Annotated in this window: 21 protein-coding genes; 18 read left to right on the top strand and 3 right to left on the bottom strand. The window is 65.1% G+C overall.

Annotated elements, in window-relative coordinates:
• The first annotated feature begins 49 nt into the window (after nucleotides 1–49).
• The 4 genes from METRZ18153_RS0112690 to METRZ18153_RS0112675 are packed head-to-tail and all read left to right on the top strand — an operon-like array spanning nucleotide 50 to nucleotide 3005.
• Nucleotides 50–1048 (top strand): RluA family pseudouridine synthase, encoded by a 999-nt coding sequence (locus tag METRZ18153_RS0112690; RefSeq protein WP_043363889.1) that lies wholly within the window; start codon nucleotides 50–52, stop codon nucleotides 1046–1048.
• Nucleotides 1032–1688 (top strand): HAD family hydrolase, encoded by a 657-nt coding sequence (locus tag METRZ18153_RS0112685; RefSeq protein ID WP_020165076.1) that lies wholly within the window; start codon nucleotides 1032–1034, stop codon nucleotides 1686–1688. The genes METRZ18153_RS0112690 and METRZ18153_RS0112685 overlap by 17 nt, the downstream gene beginning before the upstream one ends.
• Nucleotides 1676–2029: a Rieske (2Fe-2S) protein gene (locus METRZ18153_RS0112680; RefSeq protein WP_020165075.1), complete on the top strand. Its 354-nt coding sequence runs from the start codon at nucleotides 1676–1678 to the stop codon at nucleotides 2027–2029. Before METRZ18153_RS0112685 ends, METRZ18153_RS0112680 begins: the two co-directional genes overlap by 13 nt.
• Before the next feature lie 10 nt (nucleotides 2030–2039).
• Nucleotides 2040–3005, top strand: coding sequence for a S49 family peptidase (locus METRZ18153_RS0112675; protein WP_020165074.1), 966 nt, complete (start codon nucleotides 2040–2042; stop codon nucleotides 3003–3005).
• A gap of 16 nt (nucleotides 3006–3021) precedes the next feature.
• On the opposite strand, the gene METRZ18153_RS0112670 is transcribed toward METRZ18153_RS0112675, so the two are convergent.
• Together METRZ18153_RS0112670 and METRZ18153_RS0112665 are read right to left on the bottom strand one after the other, a co-directional pair.
• Complete coding sequence (locus METRZ18153_RS0112670) at nucleotides 3022–3750, bottom strand: SAM-dependent methyltransferase (protein ID WP_020165073.1); 729 nt, start codon at nucleotides 3748–3750, stop codon at nucleotides 3022–3024.
• Entirely contained in the window at nucleotides 3747–4337 is a 591-nt protein-coding gene (locus METRZ18153_RS0112665) for a Maf family protein (protein WP_020165072.1), read from the bottom strand. Before METRZ18153_RS0112665 ends, METRZ18153_RS0112670 begins: the two co-directional genes overlap by 4 nt.
• Before the next feature lie 140 nt (nucleotides 4338–4477).
• Between METRZ18153_RS0112665 and METRZ18153_RS0112660 the strand changes: the two genes are divergently transcribed.
• From METRZ18153_RS0112660 to fabF, 8 genes are all read left to right on the top strand, one after another.
• A complete protein-coding gene (locus METRZ18153_RS0112660; protein WP_051091682.1) occupies nucleotides 4478–5047 on the top strand; it encodes a YceD family protein in 570 nt (189 codons plus the stop codon).
• Nucleotides 5048–5123: 76 nt separating this feature from the next.
• Nucleotides 5124–5303, top strand: a complete 180-nt coding sequence (rpmF, locus tag METRZ18153_RS0112655; protein ID WP_019917801.1) for a 50S ribosomal protein L32 — start codon at nucleotides 5124–5126, stop codon at nucleotides 5301–5303.
• 79 nt (nucleotides 5304–5382) lie between these two features.
• Nucleotides 5383–6396: a phosphate acyltransferase PlsX gene (plsX, locus tag METRZ18153_RS0112650; protein WP_029143743.1), complete on the top strand. Its 1014-nt coding sequence runs from the start codon at nucleotides 5383–5385 to the stop codon at nucleotides 6394–6396.
• Complete coding sequence (locus METRZ18153_RS0112645) at nucleotides 6393–7355, top strand: beta-ketoacyl-ACP synthase III (RefSeq protein ID WP_020165069.1); 963 nt, start codon at nucleotides 6393–6395, stop codon at nucleotides 7353–7355. The genes plsX and METRZ18153_RS0112645 overlap by 4 nt, the downstream gene beginning before the upstream one ends.
• A gap of 39 nt (nucleotides 7356–7394) precedes the next feature.
• Nucleotides 7395–8333 carry an ACP S-malonyltransferase gene (fabD, locus tag METRZ18153_RS0112640; protein ID WP_029143742.1) on the top strand — a complete coding sequence of 313 codons (939 nt, stop codon included), beginning with the start codon at nucleotides 7395–7397 and terminating at the stop codon, nucleotides 8331–8333.
• Complete coding sequence (gene fabG, locus METRZ18153_RS0112635) at nucleotides 8333–9079, top strand: 3-oxoacyl-ACP reductase FabG (RefSeq protein ID WP_020165067.1); 747 nt, start codon at nucleotides 8333–8335, stop codon at nucleotides 9077–9079. The genes fabD and fabG overlap by 1 nt, the downstream gene beginning before the upstream one ends.
• A 136-nt stretch (nucleotides 9080–9215) precedes the next feature.
• Entirely contained in the window at nucleotides 9216–9461 is a 246-nt protein-coding gene (gene acpP, locus METRZ18153_RS0112630) for an acyl carrier protein (RefSeq protein WP_019917806.1), read from the top strand.
• Between the two features lie 24 nt (nucleotides 9462–9485).
• Complete coding sequence (gene fabF / locus METRZ18153_RS0112625; RefSeq protein ID WP_020165066.1) at nucleotides 9486–10724, top strand: beta-ketoacyl-ACP synthase II; 1239 nt, start codon at nucleotides 9486–9488, stop codon at nucleotides 10722–10724.
• A gap of 389 nt (nucleotides 10725–11113) precedes the next feature.
• Here the strand turns inward: fabF and nadB are convergent, their stop codons facing one another.
• Nucleotides 11114–12730 carry an L-aspartate oxidase gene (gene nadB / locus METRZ18153_RS0112620; RefSeq protein ID WP_020165065.1) on the bottom strand — a complete coding sequence of 539 codons (1617 nt, stop codon included), beginning with the start codon at nucleotides 12728–12730 and terminating at the stop codon, nucleotides 11114–11116.
• Nucleotides 12731–12962: 232 nt separating this feature from the next.
• Between nadB and rpoE the strand changes: the two genes are divergently transcribed.
• The 6 genes from rpoE to METRZ18153_RS0112590 are packed head-to-tail and all read left to right on the top strand — an operon-like array spanning nucleotide 12963 to nucleotide 17160.
• Entirely contained in the window at nucleotides 12963–13562 is a 600-nt protein-coding gene (gene rpoE / locus METRZ18153_RS0112615; protein ID WP_019917809.1) for an RNA polymerase sigma factor RpoE, read from the top strand.
• Between the two features lie 5 nt (nucleotides 13563–13567).
• Complete coding sequence (locus tag METRZ18153_RS0112610; RefSeq protein WP_020165064.1) at nucleotides 13568–14074, top strand: sigma-E factor negative regulatory protein; 507 nt, start codon at nucleotides 13568–13570, stop codon at nucleotides 14072–14074.
• Nucleotides 14071–15039 (top strand): MucB/RseB C-terminal domain-containing protein, encoded by a 969-nt coding sequence (locus METRZ18153_RS0112605; RefSeq protein ID WP_020165063.1) that lies wholly within the window; start codon nucleotides 14071–14073, stop codon nucleotides 15037–15039. Before METRZ18153_RS0112610 ends, METRZ18153_RS0112605 begins: the two co-directional genes overlap by 4 nt.
• Nucleotides 15039–15467 (top strand): SoxR reducing system RseC family protein, encoded by a 429-nt coding sequence (locus METRZ18153_RS0112600; protein WP_020165062.1) that lies wholly within the window; start codon nucleotides 15039–15041, stop codon nucleotides 15465–15467. Before METRZ18153_RS0112605 ends, METRZ18153_RS0112600 begins: the two co-directional genes overlap by 1 nt.
• Nucleotides 15464–16906 carry a DegQ family serine endoprotease gene (locus METRZ18153_RS0112595; RefSeq protein ID WP_020165061.1) on the top strand — a complete coding sequence of 481 codons (1443 nt, stop codon included), beginning with the start codon at nucleotides 15464–15466 and terminating at the stop codon, nucleotides 16904–16906. The genes METRZ18153_RS0112600 and METRZ18153_RS0112595 overlap by 4 nt, the downstream gene beginning before the upstream one ends.
• Entirely contained in the window at nucleotides 16903–17160 is a 258-nt protein-coding gene (locus tag METRZ18153_RS0112590) for a glutaredoxin family protein (protein WP_020165060.1), read from the top strand. Before METRZ18153_RS0112595 ends, METRZ18153_RS0112590 begins: the two co-directional genes overlap by 4 nt.
• The last annotated feature ends 24 nt before the right edge of the window (nucleotides 17161–17184 follow it).

Genomic DNA, 17184 nt, shown 5'->3' with positions numbered 1-17184 from the left:
CTGCGTCTGCTTCGAAATCAGACCGAAAACCCGTCGCAGTATATTTGAAATGAAGGAGTTGGGTAAAGCTCCGAAAGTTGTGCGGCATGTCGTGGATGTCGAAGAGGCCGGGCAGCGCATCGACAACTTCCTGCTGCGGGTGTGCAAGGGCGTGCCGAAGAGTCACGTCTATCGCATCCTGCGCTCCGGCGAAGTGCGTGTTAACAGCAAGCGGGTCGATCAGACCTACCGGCTTGCCGAGCGCGACGAGGTGCGCATTCCGCCGATCCGCATGGCGGATCCGGGTACGCCGGCAGCCATTCCGGCAATGGAATTCGACATCCTGTACGAGGACGACGCCTTTCTCGCCATCAACAAGCCGGCCGGTATTGCCGTTCATGGCGGCTCCGGCGTGAGCTTTGGCGTCATCGAAAGCCTGCGCCGGGCGCGTCCGCAGGCGAAACTGCTCGAACTGGCGCACCGGCTGGACCGTGAAACCTCGGGCATTCTGCTGGTGGCGAAGAAGCGATCGGCGCTGACCGCGCTGCACGATGCCTTCCGCGATGGCGGCATGGACAAGCGATACTTCGCGCTGGTGAAGGGCCGCTGGCTCAATCCGCTGCAGCACATCAAGCTGGCGCTGACCAAGTATCTGACGGAGTCGGGCGAGCGCCGCGTATCGGTCGATCCCGACGGCAAGGCGGCCCACTCTATTGTCGAACTTGAGGCGCGCTGGCCCGGCTACAGCCTGCTCGGTGTGCGCATCAAGACTGGCCGCACGCACCAGATCCGCGTGCACCTGGCGTCCAGCGGCTTCCCTATCGCCGGCGACGAGAAGTACGGCGATTTCCCGTTGAACAAAGCGCTGCGCAAGGAGGGGCTGCCGCGCATGTTCCTGCACGCCCACAGCCTGACGCTGAACCATCCGCTGACCGGCGAGCGCCTGCAGATCGAGGCGCCGCTGCCCGAGGACCTGGCGGGTTTCGTGCGCCGGCTCGACGCACAGCACCCGCGCGACTTCGACCGCGCAGCCCGCAATACCGACCAAGACCATGCCCGCACAGTTTGACCTCATCGTTTTCGACTGGGACGGCACGCTGCTCGATTCGGCGGCGGCCATCGTCCATGCCATCCAGCACGCCTGCGACGACCTGGGCGTCGTGCCGCCGGACGACGCGACCGCGCGCTCGGTGATCGGCCTCGGGCTGATCGACGCGCTGGCGCGCGCCGTGCCCGAGCTACCGGCTTCGCGCCACCAGGAGTTGGCCGGCCGTTACCGCTATCACTATCTGGCGCGCGACCATGAATTGACGCTGTTCGACGGCGTGCCCGAACTGCTCGACGAATTGCGCGGGCGCGGACACACGCTTGCGGTGGCCACCGGCAAGAGCCGCGTCGGCTTGAATCGCGCGCTCGGCCACACCGGCCTCGGGCCGATGTTCGCGTCCACCCGCTGTGCCGACGAATCGGTGTCGAAACCGGCGCCCGATATGGTGTTGGAACTGATGGACGAACTGTCGCACGCGCCCGAGCGCACGCTGGTCATCGGCGATACGACGCACGACCTGCTGATGGCGCGTCACGCGGGTTGCGAGGCGGTGGCGGTGAGTTATGGGGCCCACCCTCTGCATGAACTGCTCGACGCGGCGCCGCGTGCGCACGCCGCCAGCGTGGCCGAACTGACGGAATGGCTGCGATGTCACGCGTGAACGTCTGCGCGTCGGACGCGCTGGAGGAAGGCGGAGCAGGGGTGCGGTTCGAGATCGCGAGTGCTGGCGACAAGTCGCGGCAGGCCTTTGCGGTACGTTTCCGCGGGCGGGTGCACGGATATGTAAACAGCTGCCGCCATGTGCCGATAGAACTCGACTGGAATCACGGCGAGTTCTTCGATACTTCAAAGTTATACTTGATCTGCTCCACTCACGGCGCCCTTTATGCACCGGACACCGGGCTGTGTGTCGGTGGCCCATGCCGCGGCGCACGACTGGAACCGGTGAAGCTCGAAGAATCCGATGGACAGGTGTGGCTGTCCGAAGCACGCAGCGAGTAAGCAAAACATCATGTCAGAACCTGATACGCCGTCCGACAAACGTCCTGAATCAACGTGGGAGCGCAAGCTGATCGAGCGTCTCGCGCTCGAATCGGTCACCGAGCAGCGCCGTCGTCGGCGCTGGAGCATCTTCTTCCGGATGATCGGCTTCGCCTACCTTGGCGTGCTCACCTTTGCGCTGATCGACTGGAGTTCCCTGTTCAGCCAGGCGGAACACCGCAAGCACACGGCGCTGGTCGAGCTCAGTGGCGTCATCGCGCCGAATGGCGAAGCGAGCGCCGAGCGCATCGTGTCCTCGCTGCAGTCGGCATTCGACGACAAGAACACCCAGGGCGTCATCCTGAAGATCAACAGCCCGGGCGGCAGTCCGGTGCAGAGCGGCATCATCAACGACGAGATCGGGCGGCTTCGCGCGCTCTATCCGGATACGCCGCTGTATGCCGTGGTCGAGGACATCTGTGCGTCGGGCGGCTATTACGTTGCCGTGGCCGCTGACCGCATCTATGTGGACAAGGCGAGCATCGTCGGTTCGATCGGTGTGCTGATGGACGGTTTCGGCTTCACCGGGCTGATGGACAAGGTGGGGGTCGAGCGCCGGCTGCTGACCGCAGGCGAGAACAAGGGTTTTCTCGATCCGTTTTCGCCGCAGGATGAACGGCACAAGGATCATGCGCGTCAGCTTCTCGGCGACGTGCACCAGCAGTTCATCGAAGTGGTGCGCAAGGGTCGCGGCGAGCGGCTGAAGGAATCGCCGGACATGTTCTCCGGCCTGATGTGGAGCGGCTCGCGCAGCATCGAACTTGGCTTGGCCGACGACCTCGGCAGCGTCGAGTATGTTGCGCGCGACGTTGTCAAGGCTGCCGACATCGTCGATTTCACGCAGCGTCAGAACATTGCCGAGCGTTTTGCCAAGCAATTGGGCGCCGATCTGGGTGAGAGCGTGACCGGCGCGCTGAATCGCGTCGGAATGCGCTGAGGCGTCTGGCTACGCCTCAGTCGGCCAGCAGGAGGAAAAGTGTCGGGCGGCGGTCGATGCGTCCGATTTCTTCCGCTGTCCACTTCGACACCGGCTTCGTCCGCACGAATTGATCGGGCGCCGTCAGCGCCGCCGCCACGCACAGCAAGGTGCTGCCGCGGCAGTGAGCGCGGATCGCGTCGAACATTTTCAGGTTGCGGTAGGGCGTCTCGATGAACAGTTGGGTCTGTCTCAGTCGCGCCGACTGCTTTTCCAGCTCTGCCAGTGTCTTTGCGCGTGCGGCGTCCTCCACCGGCAGGTAGCCGTGGAAGGCGAATGATTGCCCGTTCAGGCCGGACGCCATCAGACCGAGCAGGATGGAGGACGGGCCGACCAGTGGCATGACCGGAATTCCCATCGTGTGCGCGGTGCGTGCTGCCAGCGCACCCGGGTCGGCAACGCCGGGGCAGCCGGCGTCGGAAATCACGCCGGCGCTGCGGCCGGCGAGCATGGGCGCCAGCAGGTCGCGCAGCAGTCGGCCGTCCTTTTCCGGTGGCAACTCGACGATTTCGAGTTCGCGCAGCGGCGTCGGGTGCTCCAGACGCTTCAGCGTGGCGCGGGCCGACTTTGCGCTTTCCACCAGGAAGTAATCGAGGCGGTGTGCGCAGTCGCGTACCGCCGCCGGCGTGTCGAGCGCGCATGCGGCGCCGACGTCGAGCGGGCTGGGCAGCATGTAGAGCGTGCCCGACGAGGTCGTCGCGCTCATGGCAGCGGGTAGCCGATGCCGCGCAGCAGCGCGCTGAGACGGATCAGTGGCAGGCCGACCAGCGCCGTCGGGTCGTCGCCGCTCAGTCTTTCCAGCAATGCAATGCCCAGCGATTCGGATTTCGCGGCGCCAGCGCAGTCCAGCGGGTCGTCGAGATCGACGTAGCGCTCGATTTCCGGTCGAGACAGCGCGCGGAATACGACTTCGGTCGGCACCAGGGCTTCATGCCGTGTGCCCCTGCGGCCATCGATCACGCACAGCGCAGTGTCGAACACGACGGTCCGGCCGCTCAGTTCCGCCAGCTGGGCAATCGCGGCATCGCGGCTGCCCGGCTTGCCGTAGCGACGTCCGCCGCAGGAGGCGACCTGGTCGGAGCCGATGACACAGGCGCCGGGAAAGCGCGCCGCGATCGCCTCGGCCTTGCTGCGCGCGAGGCGTATGGCCTGTTCGCGCGGCGTTTCGTGGCCCAGCATCGATTCGTCGATGTCCGGTGACGCCGTGGTGAAGGGAACGCGCAGCCGGGACAGCAGCTCCTGGCGATAGCGTGAGGACGAGCCGAGGACCAGCGGAGGAAGATCTGGGGACATGTGCGGACGAGGGAAACGGAGTGCCGGTCTGCTTCTTCGCAGGCCGAAATTCTGAGCGCGCTTTGACAGCTGCTTCAAGGGGATAGTATCATTTCGGGTTTGTTTCTCCGCCCATTGCATCATCGGGCAAGCAGACGTTCATGACCGAAGCAGCCGGAGCCGGAAAGTCGACGGGTAAGTTGTCGGCCGGCAATGAATCGAGCGGCGATGACGTACGTGTCCGGCTCGACGCGCAGCAGCTAGCGCGTGCGCAGCAGCGCCTGACCGGTCGCGTCGCGCTGGCGTCGTTCGGGCGTCTGGCGGCGGAGTGCCGCAGTGCCGACGGAATCGAGTGGTCGCTGGCGGGCTCCGTAGACGCCGAGGGCGCATGCTGGCTGACTCTCGCCGTGTCGGCAGATGTGATGATGCAATGCCAGCGCTGTCTCGGCGACGTGCAGATCGATGTGCATAGCGAGTCCCGCTTCCGCCTGGTATTTGCTGGCGAAGCCTGGGGCGACGAAGATCTCGACGACGACAGCTTCGAGGCGCTGGAACTCGACGGGCCGCTCGATCTGGCAGCACTGGTCGAAGACGAGGTGCTGCTTGCGTTGCCCGCGGTACCGCTGCATCAGCAGTGCGATGCGCCGGCGATAGCAGGTGTGAGTGAGCAGGAAACGACTTCGGCGAAGCCGTCACCGTTTGCGGTGCTCGGGCAGCTGAAACGGAATTGAATGAGGCTGGCTGGATCATCCGATCCGGCGGGCGCGGTTGTGTGGTTTTTTATCCGGTTATCCGGGGGAGTTGTTCATGGCTGTCCAGCAAAACAAGAAGTCGCCGTCGAAGCGCGGCATGCACCGTGCGCATGATTTTCTGACCGCGCCGGCCACCGCCGTCGAGTCGACCACGGGCGAGGTCCACCTGCGTCATCACATCTCGCCGAGCGGTTTCTACCGCGGCAAGAAGGTGCTCAAGACCAAGGGCGAGTGATCATCGCTTTGTCGTTTTTTCCGGCACGCCGCACCTGTGCGGCCTCCCCGGGCGACTTTGAATTGATCGGATGCGCGGCATGAGCTATACCCTGGCCATCGATTGCATGGGCGGGGATCATGGTCCGTCTGTCACCCTGCCTGCCGCCCTTGCCTATCTGCGCAGGGATCCGGCCTGCAGTCTGCTGCTCGTCGGGCTCAAGGATGTGCTCGACGCTGAACTGAAGCGTCTCGGTGCGAACAACGAGCCGCGGATTTCTGTCGTCCATGCGTCCGAAGTGGTCGGCATGGACGAGCCGCCCGCGCAAGCCATGCGCGGCAAGAAGGATTCATCGATGCGTGTGGCGATCGACCTGGTGAAGGAAGGTCGCGCGCAGGCCGCAGTGTCCGCCGGCAACACCGGCGCACTGATGGCGATCTCCAAGTTCGTCCTGAAGACGCTGCCCGGCATCGACCGGCCGGCGATTGCCTCCATCCTGCCGACTGTAAAGGGCCACACTTACGTGCTGGACCTTGGCGCCAACGTCGATTGCACCTCCGAGCACCTGTTCCAGTTCGGCCTGATGGGCGCGATGCTGGTGTCGGCGCTCGAGTCGCGCGAGCGCCCGAGCGTCGGGCTGCTCAACATCGGCGAGGAAGCGATCAAGGGTAACGAGGCGGTCAAGGGCGCGGCCGATCTGCTGCGCGCCAGCGATCTCAACTTCTACGGCAATGTCGAGGGTAACGACATCTACAAGGGCACGACCGACGTCGTGGTCTGCGATGGATTCGTCGGTAACGTCGCGCTGAAGACCTCGGAAGGCCTGGCGCAGATGATAGGCACCTTCCTGCGCGAGGAATTCAGCCGCGGACCGCTGCGCAAGCTGATGTACCTGGTTGCCCGACCGGTCATTGCCGCCTTCCGCCGCCGCGTCGATCATCGTCGTTACAATGGCGCCAGCCTGCTCGGGCTGCGCGGTGTCGTCGTGAAGAGCCACGGCTCCAGCGATGCCTACGGATTCGAGCAGGCCATCGCCCGCGCGGCAGACGCAGTGCGCAATGATCTGATCGCCCGCATCACCGAATGCATGACACGTACCGAGGTAGCTGCATGAGTTTTTGCCGCATCACCGGCACGGGCGGCTATCTGCCCGGCGCGCCGGTGTCGAACCATGATCTGGTCGCACGGGGCATCGAAACGTCGGACGAGTGGATTGCCGATCGCACTGGCATCCGCTTCCGTCACTTTGCCGCCGAGCATGAGCATTCCAGCGACCTCGCGCTGAATGCGAGCCGCAAGGCGCTCGAAATGGCGGGTCGCGAGGCGAGCGAGGTCGATCTGATCATCGTCGCCACGTCGACGCCCGATCAGGTTTTCCCGAGCACCGCCTGCCTGCTGCAGCACAAGCTGGGCAATCGCGCGGCGACCGCGTTCGACGTACAGGCGGTGTGCTCGGGTTTCGTCTATGCGCTGACCATCGCCGAGAAGTTCATCCGTTCCGGTTCGCACAAGTGCGCGCTGGTGGTCGGTGCCGAGGTGTTCTCGCGCATCCTCGACTGGAACGACCGCGGCACCTGCGTGCTGTTCGGTGACGGTGCCGGCGCGGTGGTGCTCGAGGCGTCGAGCGAGCCGGGCATCCTGTCGTCGGCGCTGCATGCCGATGGCCACTACCACGACATCCTGTCGGTGCCGGGCCAGGTCTGCAATGGCTCCGTTGCCGGCAAGCCCTTGCTGCAGATGGACGGCCAGGCGGTTTTCAAGTTCGCCGTGCGCGTGCTTGGCGATACCGCGGTCGAACTGATGCAGGCGGCGGAACTGCCGATGACGGCGCTCGATTGGCTGGTGCCTCACCAGGCCAATATCCGCATCCTTCAGTCGACTGCCAAGCGACTCGATATGTCGATGGACAAGGTCATTACCACGGTGGCCGAGCATGGCAATACGTCGGCTGCGTCGGTGCCGCTGGCGCTCGACATCGCCGTCCGTGATGGTCGCATCAAGCGGGGCCAGAACGTGATGCTCGAGGGTGTGGGCGGCGGTTTCACCTGGGGCGGCGTGTTGCTGCGCTTCTGATCCATTCGCTTCCGATCCACCGATTTTCCGATGTCTTCCATGCAGAAACTCGCATTCGTTTTTCCGGGCCAGGGTTCGCAATCGGTCGGCATGATGGCCGCCTATGGCGACGATGCCGAAATCCGCGCGGCTTTTGACGAGGCTTCGCTCGCACTAGGCGAAGATCTGTGGGCGATGGCAGCCGACGGCCCTGCCGAGCGCCTGTCGCTGACCACCAACACGCAGCCCTTGATGCTGACTGCTGGCGTCGCAGTGTTCCGCAGCTGGGTCAAACGTACCGGCCGCACTCCTGATGTCGTCGCCGGGCACAGCCTTGGCGAGTTCGCAGCGCTGGTTGCTGCCGGCGTGCTCCGACTGAAGGACGCCGTACCGCTGGTTCGTCTGCGCGCGCAGGCAATGCAGGACGCGGTGCCCGCCGGTACCGGCGCGATGGCCGCCGTGCTGGGCCTGGACGCAGCCGCAGTGCAGGCCTGCTGCGACGAAGCCGCGCAAGGTGAAGTGGTCGCTGCTGTGAATTTCAACTCGCCGGAGCAGACGGTGATCGCTGGCCACGCCGCTGCCGTCCAGCGTGCGATGGCGTTGCTGTCGGAGCGCGGTGCCAAGCGCACGGTCGCGCTGCCGGTCAGTGCGCCCTTTCACTGCAGCCTGATGCAGCCGGCGGCCGAGAAGCTGGCCCAGGCGCTGCCCGACGTCGAGTTCCGCCGGCCGCAGATTACGCTGGTGAATAACGTCGATGTGGCGTCGCCGGACGAGCCGGACGCGATCCGCGATGCCCTCGTCCGTCAGGCGGCGGCACCGGTGCGCTGGGTCGAGGTGATCCAGCGTATGGCTGAGCTGGGCGTCGTCACGGTCGCCGAGTGCGGCCCCGGCAAGGTGCTGGCCGGCCTGACCAAGCGCATCGACCGCAACCTCAACGGCGTGGCGCTGTCCGACGGTGCCGCGCTGGAACAGCTTGCTCAACAGATCGGAGTGAATTGATGGGTGTTCTCGACGGACAGATCGCACTGGTGACCGGTGCCAGCCGAGGCATCGGCCGCGCCATTGCGCTGGCGCTCGGCCAGGCCGGGGCCACGGTGATCGGCACCGCGACCAGTGAAGCCGGCGCTGCAGGCATACAGCAGTCTTTCGAGACTGCCGGCGTCCGGGGGCGGGGCATCGTGCTCGACGTGACCGACGCCGCGGCGATTCCCGCCGCGATCAGCGCGATCGAGAAGGACTTCGGCACCGTTTCGGTGCTGGTGAACAACGCCGGCATCACGCGCGACAACCTCGCGATGCGGATGAAGGACGACGAGTGGCAGGCGGTCATCGACACCAACCTGAAGGCGGTGTTCACAATGTCGCGCGCGGTGATGAAGGGCATGATGAAGGCGCGCAGTGGCCGCATCATCAACATCACTTCGGTGGTCGGCGAAACCGGCAATCCCGGGCAGGCCAACTACGCCGCCGCCAAGGCTGGTGTCGCCGGCATGAGCATGGCGCTGGCGCGCGAACTGGGTTCGCGCAACATCACCGTCAATTGCGTGGCGCCGGGCTTCATCGCCACCGACATGACCGAGGCGCTGGGCGATGCCGCACGTGACGCGCTGCTTGGCCAGATTCCGCTGGGCCGCCTTGGCTCGGCCGATGAAGTGGCCGCTGCCGTCGTGTTCCTCGCGTCGCCGCTGGCCGCCTACGTGACCGGCAGTACGCTGCACGTGAACGGCGGGATGTTCATGCACTGATATTCGGCGGTGTGCGGCGCGCGAGCGCCATACACCTCCAAAGGCGAAGTGGACCAGGCTTTCTGTTACACTCGCGCCACTTTTTTTTCGCGCTCTCACGCTCTAGTCAGGGCATACACAGGGAAGGAGTACCGCAATGGAAAACATCGAACAACGCGTCAAGAAGATCGTTGCCGAACAACTGGGCGTCAACGAAGCCGAGATCAAGAACGAATCGTCCTTCGTGGACGATCTGGGCGCTGACTCGCTCGATACGGTTGAACTGGTCATGGCGCTCGAAGAAGAGTTCGAATGCGAAATCCCCGACGAAGAAGCCGAGAAGATCACCTCGGTGCAGCAGGCCATCGATTACGTGAACCGTCATCTGGCCAGCAAGGCCTGATCGTTTCATCGAGCGGAGTACGTTTTGGCACGTAAAAGAATAGTTGTCACCGGCCTGGGCATCATTTCCCCGGTCGGGAACACGGTCGGACAAGCCTGGGAGAATATCCTGGCGGCGAAGTCGGGGATCCGTCGCATCACGCGTTTCGATCCGTCCGACCTGCCTGTCCAGATCGCGGGCGAAGTGCGCGATTTCGACGTCGCCAACTACCTGTCTCCGAAAGAGGCACGGCGTTTCGACACCTTCATCCATTTCGGCATCGCTGCCTCGATGGATGCCATCCGCGACGCCGGACTCGAGGCGAATCCGGCCAACGCCGAACGCATCGGCGTCTGCGTCGGCTCGGGCATCGGCGGTCTGCCAATGATCGAGGAAACGCACAACGCCATGCTGGCAGGCGGCGTGCGCAAGGTGTCGCCGTTCTTCGTGCCGGGCTCGATCATCAACATGATCTCCGGCATCGTGGCGATCAACTACGGTTTCAAAGGCCCGAACTTTGCGACCGTCAGTGCCTGCGCTACGGCCAACCACTCGATTGGCGAAGCGATGCGCCTGATCGAGTACGGCGACGCCGACGTGATGATTGCCGGTGGTGCCGAATCGACGATGTGCCCGCTGGGCGTGGCCGGCTTCGCGGCTGCCAAGGCGCTGTCGGGTCGTAACGATGATCCGGAGACCGCCAGCCGTCCGTGGGACAGCGGTCGTGACGGCTTCGTGCTGGGCGAAGGTGCCGGCGTGCTGGTGCTGGAAGAGTACGAGCATGCGAAGGCACGCGGCGCCCGCATCTACTGCGAACTCGCGGGCTACGGCATGAGTGCCGACGCGCATCACATCACTGCGCCCTGCGAGGACGGTGAAGGCGCATCGCGCAGCATGGCGAATGCGCTGCGCAACGGCGGTGTGGCGCTGGATGAGGTCGATTACATCAACGCTCACGGCACCTCCACGCCGCTGGGCGACATCGCCGAGACGGTGGCGATCAAGCGCTGTTTCGGTGAGCACGCGAAAACGCTGTGCGTCAGCTCGACCAAGTCCATGACTGGCCACGCACTGGGCGCGGCCGCGGGTATCGAGGCGGTGGTGACGGTGATGGCGATCCACAAGCAGATCGCGCCGCCGACCGCCAATCTGCGCGACCAGGATCCGGCCTGCGATCTCGATTACGTGCCGCTGGTGCCGCGCGAGATCAACATCCGTTCCGCGCTGTCGAATTCCTTCGGTTTCGGCGGCACGAACGCGACGCTGGTCTTCCGTCGCATGTGAGCGACCGGCCTTGAACCGCGAGCGGCTTCAGGGCTTCCGGCAGATGCATCTGAAAGGGTCACGTCTTCGCGACGTGGCCCTTTTTTTCGCCTCGCTTGCCGCTGTGGTCGCGTCGGTATTGCTGGGCCCTCTCGCCATCGCGCTCTGTGCGCTCTCGCTGCTGCTGACCGTAGCGGCGCGCGTGCGAGCGGGGCGCCTGTGCGGGCTGGCGAGCGAGGATGGCGTATCCCTCGCTTGCGTGCAGTCCGTCGGCGAGGCGCTGAGCGGCCGCCCCTGCGCCGCGAGAATGGGGCGTGCATGGACTTCGGTCACGCTGGACGGCGAGGGCGGTCGACAGCACCTGCTGCTGTTTGCGGACCAGTTCGACAGCGTCGACGACTACCGACGTTTCAGACTGTGGTTGCGTGCTGTTCTTCAGGCTGACGCGAGCGACGCGGACGCAGGATGGTCGGGCTGGCTGCGTCGCTGGTATCGGGGTAGTCACGACTGAAATGCAGGCCGCGGCTCTCGTGCCGCTGCATCGCGCTGCGCACGATGAGGTGGGCGGTCATGACCAGATTGCGCAATTCGATCAGGTCATTGCTGATGCGGAAGTGCGCGTAGTACTCGTCGATCTCGCGTTCCAGCAGGCGGATGCGGTGCAGTGCGCGTTCGAGGCGCTTGTTGGTGCGCACGATGCCCACGTAGTCCCACATGAAGCGGCGCAGCTCGTCCCAGTTGTGCGCGATCACCACCTCTTCGTCGGCGTCGGTCACGCGGCTTTCGTCCCAGGCCGGCAGGTCGGGCAGGGAAGAGCCGGGGCGGGCGAGAATGTCCTGTGCCGCAGACTCCGCATAGACAAGGCATTCCAGCAGTGAGTTGCTGGCCAGCCGGTTGGCGCCGTGCAGGCCGGTATAGCTGGTCTCGCCGATCGCGTACAGGCCGTCGACATCGGTGTGCGCACGCTGGTCTACCTTGACGCCGCCGCAGGTGTAATGCGCCGCCGGCACCACCGGAATCGGCTGCCGCGTGATGTCTATGCCGAGTTCGAGGCAGCGGGCGTGGATGTTCGGGAAATGGCTGATCAGGAAGTCGGCCGGCTTGTGCGACACGTCGAGATAGACGCAGTCGAGACCGCGCTTCTTCATTTCGTAGTCGATCGCCCGTGCCACGACGTCGCGCGGCGCCAGTTCGGCGCGCTCGTCGTGCGCCGGCATGAAGCGTTCGCCGTCGGGCAGCCGCAGCAGGCCGCCCTCGCCACGCATCGCCTCGGTGATCAGGAAGGACTTGGCGTGCGGATGGTAGAGGCAGGTCGGATGAAACTGGATGAACTCCATGTTTCCGACCCGGCAACCGGCACGCCAGGCCATCGCGATGCCGTCGCCGGTCGCGGTATCCGGATTGGTCGTGTACAGATAGACCTTGCCGGCACCGCCGGTTGCCAGCACGACCACGGGCGCCGCAAAGGTGTCGACGCGGTCGTTCTCGATATCGAGGACGTAGGCGCCGGCGCAGCCCAGTTCGGGGCGACCGATCTTCCAGCCGACGATCAGATCGACCGCCAGATGGCGTTCGAAGATATGGATGTTCGGGTGTGCCTTGACCTGACCGGTCAGCGTCATCTGGATGGCCGAGCCGGTCGCGTCGGCCACATGCACGATGCGGCGGTGGCTGTGGCCGCCCTCGCGAGTCAGGTGGTAACCGAGCGAGGTCTGGTCGTCGCGCGTGAAGGGGACGCCGCGGCCGATCAGCCACTCGATCGCCCGACGGCCGTTCTCGACCACAAAGCGGCTGGCCTCCGGGTCGCACAGTCCTGCACCGGCGACCAGCGTGTCGCGCAGATGCGCCTCGACCGAATCCTCGCTGTCGAGCACGGCAGCGACGCCACCCTGGGCCCAGCTGGACGCCGAATCCTCCAGCTTCTGCTTGGTGACCAGCGCGACCTGGCGACCGGCTTCCGCCAGTCGCAAAGCGAGCGCCTGTCCGGCCAGGCCGCTTCCGAGTACCAGCACGTCGAATGTCTGCACGGCGATCAGCAGTTCAATGGGAGGGCTGCACTATATCGCAGCGCAGCGAGAGGATGCCGGCCGCGGGCGCGTTGGTCGCAATGAACTTTGTCGGAAGCCCCCGGTCTGTGCAGGCATGGACGCGACACTACACCCCCTCCAAGTGGTACCCAGGCCTGCGCGCTCGGATATACTGCGCGCCAGTTCAAAACCCGCGCCGGTGAAAGACCCGGGTGGCACAACATCGGCCCAGATGAGCGAGCGAGAGGTTGATCAGCTGCTTGTCGAGCGTGCGCAGCGCGGCGACAAGCAGGCCTTCGGTCTGTTGGTCAGCAAGTATCAGCGCAAGCTCGGACGGCTGCTGTCGCGCCTGATACGCGACCCGGCCGAGGTAGAGGACGTCGCACAGGAGGCCTTCATCAAGGCTTACCGTGCGCTGCCCTCGTTCCGCGGTGAAAGCGCGTTTTACACGTGGCTGTACAGGATAGGCGTCAATACGGCGAAGAACTACCTTGTGTCGCAGGGGCGCAGAGCTCCGACCAGCACGGAGTTCGATTCCGAAGAGGCGGAAAACTTTGACGACAGCGACAACCTCCGGGACATCAACACCCCCGAGCGGCTGCTGCTGACCAAGCAGATCGGACAGACGGTGACCTCCGCAATGGAAGCACTGCCCGAAGAACTGCGCACAGCCATCATGTTGCGCGAACTCGAAGGCATGGCCTACGAGGAGATTGCGACAGTGATGGATTGTCCGATCGGGACGGTGCGTTCGCGCATTTTCCGTGCCCGGGAGGCGATCGCCGAGAAGCTGCGGCCGCTGCTCGACACGGCTCCCGACAAGAGGTGGTAACAGGCATGAAAGAGAATCTGAGCGCATTCATCGATGACGAGCTCGATGAGCGCACGTCGCAGCAGGTGCTGGATCGCCTGCACGCGGACGGCGATCTGCGCGATGAGTTTGCATTACAGGTGATGATCGGTGATGTGCTGCGCGGCGACACTGGTTTCGATGCGCGCTTCACGGCTTCGGTCATGAGCAGGCTCGATGACGAGCCTACGGTGCTCGCGCCGGTTGCCTTCCGCGTGCAGCCCGAAGCGAAGCGGCTGTGGATGCCCGCGGCGGCGGCCGTTGCCGGTGTCGCGCTGGTGTCTTGGCTGGGCCTCGACTTCATGTCCGCTCCTGACGTGCAGCCGCAACTGGCGGTTGCTCCGGTGGTCGTGCCGGTGCAGCTTGCACAGACCGAATCCCCCCTTCGCGCCTATCTGGTCGCGCATCAGGGTTACTCGCCGACCGGCAGCATGCAGGGCGTCGCGCTCTACGCGCGCGGCGTTTCGGATCCGCAGACCGACGACCGTCGATGATCGTGCGGGCAGTCTGGCTGTTTGCGTCCCTGCTGTTTGCGCAGGGCGCGCTGGCCCAGGGGCAGCCTGAAGCGCTGTCCCTCCTCGGGCGAGCGGTGAGCGCCTCGCAGCGCACTTCCTACATCGGTACCTTCGTCTATCAGAGCGGTTCGAACGTCGAAACCTCGCGTGTCGCGCACTACGTCGACACCGACGGCAATTCGGTCGAACGGCTGGAAGTGCTCGACGGCAGCCCGCGCGAGGTCATCCGCGTCAATGACGAGGTGCGTTGCTACCTGCCGAAGGAAAAGATCATCATCGAAGACCGGCGTGGGGCGCGGAAGACCTTCCCGTCGCTGTTGCCGGAATCGGTCGGTGCGCTCAGCGATTACTACACGGTTCGCAAAGGCCCGCCCGGCCGCGTCGCGGGTTTCGATACTCAGTCCGTGCTGCTCGAACCGAAGGACGGTTACCGTTACGGTCACATGTTCTGGATCGAGGCACAGACCGGTCTGCTGCTGAAGGCACGCATGGTGAATGAGCGCAGCGAGCCGATAGAACAGTTCGCCTTCGCCCAGCTGCAGCTCGGTCCGGCGCTGACGCGTGAGGACGTGCAGTCCAGGTTGGCCGCCTCGTCGTCCGGCTGGAAGGTACATACGGCGAATTCGACCCAGGCCCAGAATGCCGATCTCGGCTGGACGTTGAACGGCGACGTGCCGGGCTTCCGTCAGATCGCCGGCATGAAGCGGTCGCTCGGTCCGGACCGCCCCGACATGGTCCATATGGTGTTTTCCGACGGCCTCGCCGCAATTTCGGTATTCATCGAGCCCTACCGCAAGGAGGACGGAAACGTCGTCGGGCCGATGAAACATGGCGCGGTGAACGTCTACAAGCGACGGCTGGCGGGCTACGTCATCACCGCGCTCGGCGAAGTGCCGCCGCACAGTCTGCAGCGCATGGCGGACGCGGTGGGACAGAAGCGTTGATGAACGTCCGTTCGGGCCAGGTCCGCCGCGTCGCCGATGGTTTCGCCTGGGTCGATGTCGAGCGCCAGAGCGGTTGTGGTCGATGTGCCGAAAGCGGTGGCTGCGGTCGGGCCTGTGAATCAGCGGCGGCGACCTACGTCATACCCGTCGACGTTGCCGTGTTGCCCGGCGAACGTGTCGATGTCGTCGTATCGCAGCGGGCGCCGCTGATCGCCGCGCTGCTGACCTACGGCGTGGCGCTGCTCGCGCTGTTCGTGGGCGTTGCACTGGCCATGCTGCTCGCCGGCGATTCTGACCTCTCCGTGGCCGCAGGGGCCCTAGTCGGTCTGATCGCGGCAGCGCTCTGGCTGCGCGGCAGTCGCTCGCGCAGCACGCTCATTCCTTCCGTACGCATCCTTTCCGGTCGCGACCTTTCGCCCAGATCATGAAATCCCTGTTTGCGGCTGCGGTGTTCAGCCTGAGTTGCCTGTTTGCCCTCGTTCCCCCGGCCAGCGCGCAGCGCGAACTGCCCGATTTTTCTCAGCTGGTCGAGCAGCAGGGGCGGGCGGTGGTCAACATCAGCACGACGCAGAAGGTCAGTACGCGGGCGATGTCGCAGCTTCCGCCGGGTCTGGACGAAGACGACCCGATGTTCGATTTCTTTCGCCGCTTCATTCCGCAGCAGCCGGGCGTACCGGGCGCGCAGGATGCCCGATCGCTCGGTTCCGGTTTCATCATTTCGGCCGACGGCTACCTGATGACCAATGCTCACGTGGTCGATGAAGCCGACGAGATCACCGTACGCCTGTCGGACAAGCGCGAGTTCAGGGCCCGCGTGATCGGTGCCGACAAGCGCACCGACGTCGCCGTGCTCAAGATCGACGCCTCCGGCCTGCCGGTCGTCCGTTTCGGTGACGCCAGCAAGCTCAAGGTGGGCGAGTGGGTCGTTGCCATCGGTTCGCCCTTCGGTTTCGAAAGTTCGGTCACGGCCGGCATCGTGTCCGCCAAGGGCCGCTCGCTGCCGCAGGAGAACTTCGTTCCGTTCATCCAGACCGACGTCGCCATCAACCCCGGGAATTCGGGTGGGCCGCTGTTCAATCTGCGCGGCGAGGTGGTGGGCATCAATTCGCAGATCTACAGCCGCAACGGCGGTTTCATGGGCCTGTCCTTCGCCATCCCTATCGATGTCGCGATGGATGTGCAGTCGCAACTGCGCGCCACCGGCCGGGTACAGCGCGGGCGCATCGGCGTGGTCATCCAGGAGGTGACGAAGGAACTGGCCGACTCCTTCGGCCTGCCGAACGCCGAAGGTGCGCTGGTCAGTTCGGTCGAGCCGCGCGGCCCGGCAGAGAAGGCGGGTATCGAACCGGGCGACGTGATCCTGCGTTTCGACGGCAAGCAGGTCGAGAAGTCGGGCGATCTGCCGCGGCTGGTGGGCGGGACGAAGCCGGGTACGGCGTCGGTGGCGCAGATCTGGCGCAATGGTGCGACGCGCGACATCCGCGTCACCGTGGCCGAACTGAGCGACGAACGTATCGACCCGCGCAAGGCACGCCGGGGCGCAGCACCCGAGGCAGCGCCTGCTCCCAATCGGCTCGGCCTGGTGCTGTCCGAGCTGACGCCGCAGCAGAAGCGGGAACTGAAGGTCGAGGGCGGGCTGAAGGTCGAGGAGGTCGCTGGCAACCAGCGTTCCGACCTGCGCGCCGGCGACATCATCCTGGCGGTGATCGCGCGCGGCAAGCAGACGCCGGTCGGCACGCTGGAGCAGTTCAACAAGATCCTCTCCAGCATCGAACCCAAGGTCGGGCTGACGGTGCTGGTGCGCCGCGGCGACAGCCAGACCTTCCTGACGCTGCGCGCGCCGAACGGGCAGGGCGACGGCAAGTGAGCGGGACGCAGCGCGAGCTGACGCTGTACCTGCGGCGCTGGTGTCACCTCTGCGACGAACTGATCGAGGCGCTTGAGCCGCTGATCGCCGGTCAGGGCGTAATCGTGCGCGAAATCGATATCGACGAGCACGAGGAATTCGAGGACGCCTACGGCGAGCACATTCCAGTGCTCTGTGCGGGCGATCGCGAACTGTGCCGGCACCGGCTGGACGAGGGGGCTGTACGGGCCTATCTGCTAGAATCGCGCGCTTGACTGCAGGCCCGGTCCGGCTGACCG

The organism is Methyloversatilis discipulorum (assembly GCF_000385375.1).
Taxonomy (GTDB): Bacteria; Pseudomonadota; Gammaproteobacteria; order Burkholderiales; family Rhodocyclaceae; genus Methyloversatilis; species Methyloversatilis discipulorum_A.
This window is presented reverse-complemented; position numbering and strand designations above follow the sequence as displayed.

Coding starts and splice junctions, on each gene's coding strand:
- METRZ18153_RS0112690 (WP_043363889.1), top strand. CDS start 50: ATGAAGGAGTTGGGTAAAGCTCCGAAAGTTGTGCGGCATGTCGTGGAT.
- METRZ18153_RS0112685 (WP_020165076.1), top strand. CDS start 1,032: ATGCCCGCACAGTTTGACCTCATCGTTTTCGACTGGGACGGCACGCTG.
- METRZ18153_RS0112680 (WP_020165075.1), top strand. CDS start 1,676: ATGTCACGCGTGAACGTCTGCGCGTCGGACGCGCTGGAGGAAGGCGGA.
- METRZ18153_RS0112675 (WP_020165074.1), top strand. CDS start 2,040: ATGTCAGAACCTGATACGCCGTCCGACAAACGTCCTGAATCAACGTGG.
- METRZ18153_RS0112670 (WP_020165073.1), bottom strand. CDS start 3,750: ATGAGCGCGACGACCTCGTCGGGCACGCTCTACATGCTGCCCAGCCCG.
- METRZ18153_RS0112665 (WP_020165072.1), bottom strand. CDS start 4,337: ATGTCCCCAGATCTTCCTCCGCTGGTCCTCGGCTCGTCCTCACGCTAT.
- METRZ18153_RS0112660 (WP_051091682.1), top strand. CDS start 4,478: ATGACCGAAGCAGCCGGAGCCGGAAAGTCGACGGGTAAGTTGTCGGCC.
- rpmF (WP_019917801.1), top strand. CDS start 5,124: ATGGCTGTCCAGCAAAACAAGAAGTCGCCGTCGAAGCGCGGCATGCAC.
- plsX (WP_029143743.1), top strand. CDS start 5,383: ATGAGCTATACCCTGGCCATCGATTGCATGGGCGGGGATCATGGTCCG.
- METRZ18153_RS0112645 (WP_020165069.1), top strand. CDS start 6,393: ATGAGTTTTTGCCGCATCACCGGCACGGGCGGCTATCTGCCCGGCGCG.
- fabD (WP_029143742.1), top strand. CDS start 7,395: ATGCAGAAACTCGCATTCGTTTTTCCGGGCCAGGGTTCGCAATCGGTC.
- fabG (WP_020165067.1), top strand. CDS start 8,333: ATGGGTGTTCTCGACGGACAGATCGCACTGGTGACCGGTGCCAGCCGA.
- acpP (WP_019917806.1), top strand. CDS start 9,216: ATGGAAAACATCGAACAACGCGTCAAGAAGATCGTTGCCGAACAACTG.
- rpoE (WP_019917809.1), top strand. CDS start 12,963: ATGAGCGAGCGAGAGGTTGATCAGCTGCTTGTCGAGCGTGCGCAGCGC.
- METRZ18153_RS0112610 (WP_020165064.1), top strand. CDS start 13,568: ATGAAAGAGAATCTGAGCGCATTCATCGATGACGAGCTCGATGAGCGC.
- METRZ18153_RS0112605 (WP_020165063.1), top strand. CDS start 14,071: ATGATCGTGCGGGCAGTCTGGCTGTTTGCGTCCCTGCTGTTTGCGCAG.
- METRZ18153_RS0112600 (WP_020165062.1), top strand. CDS start 15,039: ATGAACGTCCGTTCGGGCCAGGTCCGCCGCGTCGCCGATGGTTTCGCC.
- METRZ18153_RS0112595 (WP_020165061.1), top strand. CDS start 15,464: ATGAAATCCCTGTTTGCGGCTGCGGTGTTCAGCCTGAGTTGCCTGTTT.